The organism is Enterobacter sp. SECR19-1250 (assembly GCF_013391025.1).
Lineage (GTDB): Bacteria > Pseudomonadota > Gammaproteobacteria > Enterobacterales > Enterobacteriaceae > Enterobacter > Enterobacter cloacae.
The window spans coordinates 1-2427 of record NZ_JACASJ010000226.1 but is presented as its reverse complement, the minus strand read 5'-3'; the positions used below and the strand labels follow the sequence as shown (position 1 = coordinate 2427).

Below are 2427 nucleotides of genomic sequence, written 5' to 3'. Positions count from 1 at the left end.
GCTCCAGATGACAAACATGATCTCATATCAGGGACTTGTTCGCACCTTCCCTAAGGGTAAGTGCCAAAGCTGTAAGCGTGATGCGCCTTTCTTGAAAGAAGATGGTACACCATTTCTCGAAGTTCACCACATTGAGTGGCTTTCTAAAGGCGGGGAAGATTCCGTGGAAAATGCTATAGCATTGTGTCCTAATTGCCATAGGCAAGCTCATTATGGTGCTTTAGAATTAGTGGCGGTTAACAAGCAAGGTTGAACATAACTTCCCGATAACCTCGCCACGCTCAGTGGCGATATAATAGGAGGCCTTACGAGTTAGGGACGGCTCTTCGAAAATCCAGATGATGAAATTTCGGGTGATATTTATATAGATCTGGAACATCTCACAAGCCAACCAGCTAGGACGGGTAGACATTTTCTTGTGTGTTGTAACTACTTACTCAAAGCACGTTTATCTTCCCTCGATTTTACAGCACTACTAATTGTCCCTCGACTACAGGCCATAATTTTCTGAACCTGGCTCCAAGAACTACCGCTATCGAGCAACCGATTAATTGCATCGTATCGAGCCTGATTGACCTGACGCCCCTTATATTTTCCCTCCTTTTGAGCTTTATTAATCCCCTGCCTTTGACGTTCCCGGCGTTGTTCATAATCACGACGAGCCACAGCAGCCAGCATATCAAGCAACATATCGTTGATTGCAGCAAACATGCGACTATCAAAATCATGGCTCGCTGAAGCAATCCAGGTTGTCGGTACGTTGATGGCCATCACTCGAATATCCTTCTGGCGAATCAACTTCTTCAGGCTGTTCCAGTCTTCACCAGTTAAGCGTGAAAGCCGATCAACATCTTCAATGAGGAGAATATCGTTCTGTCGGCAGTCGTTCAGCAGTCTGAATAATTCCGGTCGGTCGAGCCGCGAACCAGATTCATTCTCGATGTAGTAATTGCAGATGTTAAGGCCACGCTCATCAGCAAAGCTATCGATCGCAGCGAGTGCGCGAGAAGCGTCTTGTTCAGATGTTGAGGCGCGTAAATAAGCCCGGACAAAGCTTTGCGGTACGGTATGAGTCACAATGTCGAACCAGTTCAATTTAGGTTATTAAAGCATAACCATATAGCACCTGTTTCGCATGGTATTTTAAAGGCATACTCTAAAAGAACCAAAAAACAAATAATGAGTAGATGTGACCTTGTCACTACACACTCATAAACTCAAACACTCATATACACAAGACAACTCAAATGAGTAGATACTCCTTAACTCATATACACATAAACTCATATTAACCTTTACTCATACAAAAAGTATGATAAACTCAAAAACTCACAGGAGTAATTGAGTAGACACACAATTGAGGATTTGAGTATGAAGGTGATCTCATTTCTGAATCCGAAAGGGGGTTCAGGTAAAACAACTGCCGTAATCAACATAGCCACTGCGTTGAGCAGGAGCGGATACAACATTGCTGTGGTAGATACAGATCCACAAATGAGCCTGACGAACTGGAGCAAAGCGGGCAAGGCAGCATTTGACGTATTTACAGCAGCATCTGAAAAAGACGTCTATGGAATCCGAAAAGATCTGGCGGACTATGACTTTGCTATTGTGGACGGGGCAGGTTCACTCTCAGTAATCACCTCCGCAGCCGTCATGGTAAGCGATCTGGTAATTATCCCTGTCACCCCCAGCCCTCTGGATTTCTCCGCAGCAGGAAGCGTCGTTACTGTTCTGGAAGCACAGGCTTACAGCCGCAAAGTTGAAGCCCGCTTTCTGATCACCCGTAAGATAGAAATGGCAACCATGTTGAATGTGCTTAAAGAAAGTATCAAAGACACCGGTGTTAAAGCATTTCGTACAGCTATTACACAACGTCAGGTTTACGTGAAATCAATTCTTGATGGCGACAGCGTGTTTGAATCCAGTGATGGTGCTGCAAAAGGTGAAATAGAAATCCTTACAAAAGAGATAGTTAGAATGTTTGAGTAATTACACATTTACTCATATAATCAAATAAGTATAAAAACCGGAGTAGCCTGAATGTCACTTGAAAAAGCGCATACGTCAGTAAAAAAAATGACCTTTGGTGAAAACAGAGATCTGGAACGAGTAGTAACAGCACCAGTATCATCTGGAAAAATCAAACGTGTTAACGTTAATTTTGATGAAGAAAAGCACACTCGGTTTAAGGCTGCATGCGCCAGGAAAGGTACATCAATCACTGACGTGGTGAACCAGCTTGTAGATAACTGGCTCAAAGAAAACGAATAATTGGAAGCCGAAGCGAACAGACAGGCCGACGCAAAACAACTGTTCTCAAAGCAGCTCTGGCTATGTACAACAGCCAATAGTTACTTGATTCTGCAAAACTTAGGGAAGGTGCGAACAAGTTCCTGATATGAGATCATCATATTCATCCGGAGC

Annotated in this window: 4 protein-coding genes; 3 read left to right on the top strand and 1 reads right to left on the bottom strand. The window is 43.6% G+C overall.

Features of this window, described 5'->3' with window-relative positions:
• A partial coding sequence (locus HX884_RS26100) for an HNH endonuclease signature motif containing protein (RefSeq protein WP_178329009.1) occupies positions 1-253 on the top strand: 253 nt, incomplete at its 5' end.
• Between the two features lie 176 nt (positions 254-429).
• Here HX884_RS26100 and HX884_RS26095 read toward each other — a convergent pair.
• Positions 430-1077, bottom strand: coding sequence for a recombinase family protein (locus tag HX884_RS26095; RefSeq protein ID WP_024262784.1), 648 nt, complete (start codon positions 1075-1077; stop codon positions 430-432).
• A gap of 294 nt (positions 1078-1371) precedes the next feature.
• Here HX884_RS26095 and HX884_RS26090 point away from each other — a divergent pair, with 294 nt between their 5' ends.
• Positions 1372-1992, top strand: coding sequence for a ParA family protein (locus HX884_RS26090; protein WP_000864788.1), 621 nt, complete (start codon positions 1372-1374; stop codon positions 1990-1992).
• A gap of 51 nt (positions 1993-2043) precedes the next feature.
• Complete coding sequence (locus HX884_RS26085) at positions 2044-2274, top strand: plasmid partition protein ParG (RefSeq protein WP_000051066.1); 231 nt, start codon at positions 2044-2046, stop codon at positions 2272-2274.
• Positions 2275-2427 lie beyond the last annotated feature (153 nt).